Source organism: Sodalis-like endosymbiont of Proechinophthirus fluctus, from assembly GCF_001602625.1.
In the GTDB taxonomy this organism is placed as follows: Bacteria; Pseudomonadota; Gammaproteobacteria; order Enterobacterales; family Enterobacteriaceae.
Map to the genome: position 1 here is coordinate 397 of NZ_LECR01000001.1, position 2,014 is coordinate 2,410.

A 2,014-nucleotide genomic window follows, 5' to 3' on the forward strand; every position below is an offset into this window, starting at 1 on the left:
CCAGCCGGTCCCACTGCACTGTATTAGGCTCAATGGCCGTCCTGCGTCTCAAAGTCGGCCACCAGAATTTTAGATCGGCGGTGGTAGTATTATAGCGCCTTTTTCTAGTTCGGCAGTATATTCACTTCCTCTGGGGTGGAGCTGTGTTCTTGAAACCAGTGAATACTACGGGTAGTGAACAAAAACAGTTTCTTCAGCCCCATTCGACGCTCCTGCTGCGCGATGCGCGTCAACAGCATCTCGCCAAGCGATGAACTGCGATAATCAGGATGCGCCACCACGCAAGCTATTTCGCCTATCTGCTCATTAGGAAAGGGATAAAGTGTCATGTAGGCGATAGACATATTCTCTCGTTTGAGAACAGTAAATTTATCGATTTCCATCTCCAACTCTCTCGTTGGAGCAGCGTACTAGGATCCCTTTTACTCTAGAGAACGAATAAGCTCCAGAATACAGCCGATATCATTGATGGTAGCCCACCGGCAACCTGCTCGGCGCTTTCCATCACAATTTGCGTGCCGATACCGGTCGCGAGAAAAGAGCTCTTGTACCAGAGCGCCATCTTTTTAATAGCTGATAGAATGGCAGTGTCGCAGCACGCTGCGGCGGCAGGCTTTTACCGCCCCGCACAGAGCGCACATTGCCGGAATGGTAATCACTGCGCGCCTCCATCTGCGCGATGTGACTCCTGGCGTCATTAGGGAACAGTTCGGAAATAATATCGTCTTCTTCGCTAATTATACCTGAGACGAGCATAAGCCGATAATATTTTCCGCTTTCAGCTTGATAACAGCCAGCTTCGTTGCCATCTCTTCGGAGGTGAGATTAAAACTTTCGCTGGTGATCGAGACTGCGACCAGGCCGAGGAGGACAATGGCGCCACAGTCCAACTGGAGGTGAATGGCCTAATCACCGATACGACGGATGCGCCCTCTGTGGCAGTAGCCTACTCCATCATCCACGCCCAAGGACTGGGCAATGATAAAATTGCCGCTTACCACATTGATGCGCAGGACTCTACAGCAGCATATTATTCAAACTCATCGACAGTAGGGCAGTGATATCTAGCTGAAGCTGACCGACGGCCTGCTTCACCCGTTCGAGGGTAGCGCGTCGGTGACGCGGGTATGATTTTGGTAAATTGGCAATATACACCGTGGCAAAACCTTTGTCGTTATTCTAGGCGGCGAAGAAACCATCGCGCATGAATATTTCGCCACATAGGCCTGTTGCATAAGCCTGGGTATCCGCCTGTTGCTGTTGTACGGTAGCCCAGTCGCAAACCGATACCAATCTGGCGGTACGTCATCTATTGACATAGTATGGTTAAAACTCTGAACCAATTCTATACTGCGTTCCTTCCACAACTTACCTTATAAGAATTATTATTCTTATTTTATGTATTTTTTATTCTTTTAATCTCGATTTGGTAAGTCACGATTTAAAGTAGCCACTTTGTAAAGATGCGCAAAGTCCGCTCTGTATCTCCCATGTATAGCCTTTTCAGGATGACAGCGGCCGACGGTTTGGTTAAAGTTTCCGCCGTTAACGATAAAAGATTAGTTTTTTATAGAATGCATATTCTATTACCGGGGCGTTATGCCATATTCAGAACATAACAACGCGCGCCGACGGTTGTTACAGGGCGTGGCCGCCACCTGGTTATTAAGTGTCAGCTGGGTTGGCTTCACCGCCGCCCCAACCATTGTAGCAGTGCGCATCTGGCCCGCCTTCAGTTATACCCGCGTGACGCTGGAATCGAATGTCACCCTAAAATACCGCACCTTTACCCTGAGCAGCCCGGAGAGACTGGTGCTGGATATCGAAGGTCTACGGCTCAATTCGATGCTCAGCCAGCTCAGCGGGAAAGTGCGGCCGGAAGACCCCTATATCGCCCAGGTGCGTGTCAGCCAGTTCGACGTCCAAACCGTGCGGCTGGTGCTGGAGCTGAAACAGAAAGTGGCGCCGCGTTTTCTGACGCTCGCGCCAGCCTACAGTTTCCGCCACAGGCTGG

At 50.3% G+C, this 2,014-nt stretch carries 1 protein-coding gene and 2 pseudogenes; 2 read left to right on the forward strand and 1 reads right to left on the reverse strand.

The genetic code is table 11. From position 1 onward, the window contains the following. Positions 1 to 29: 29 nt before the first annotated feature. A pseudogene (gene argA / locus BG74_RS00010) lies at positions 30 to 1,184 on the reverse strand (amino-acid N-acetyltransferase); the annotation flags it as partial. Here argA and BG74_RS20050 point away from each other — a divergent pair. Then, positions 1,141 to 1,300: pseudogene (locus BG74_RS20050) on the forward strand (amino-acid N-acetyltransferase); the annotation flags it as partial. The pseudogenes argA and BG74_RS20050 sit on opposite strands and share 44 nt — an antisense overlap. A gap of 299 nt (positions 1,301 to 1,599) precedes the next feature. Next, on the forward strand, positions 1,600 to 2,014 hold a 415-nt coding region (locus BG74_RS15115), incomplete at its 3' end, for an AMIN domain-containing protein (RefSeq protein ID WP_244267020.1).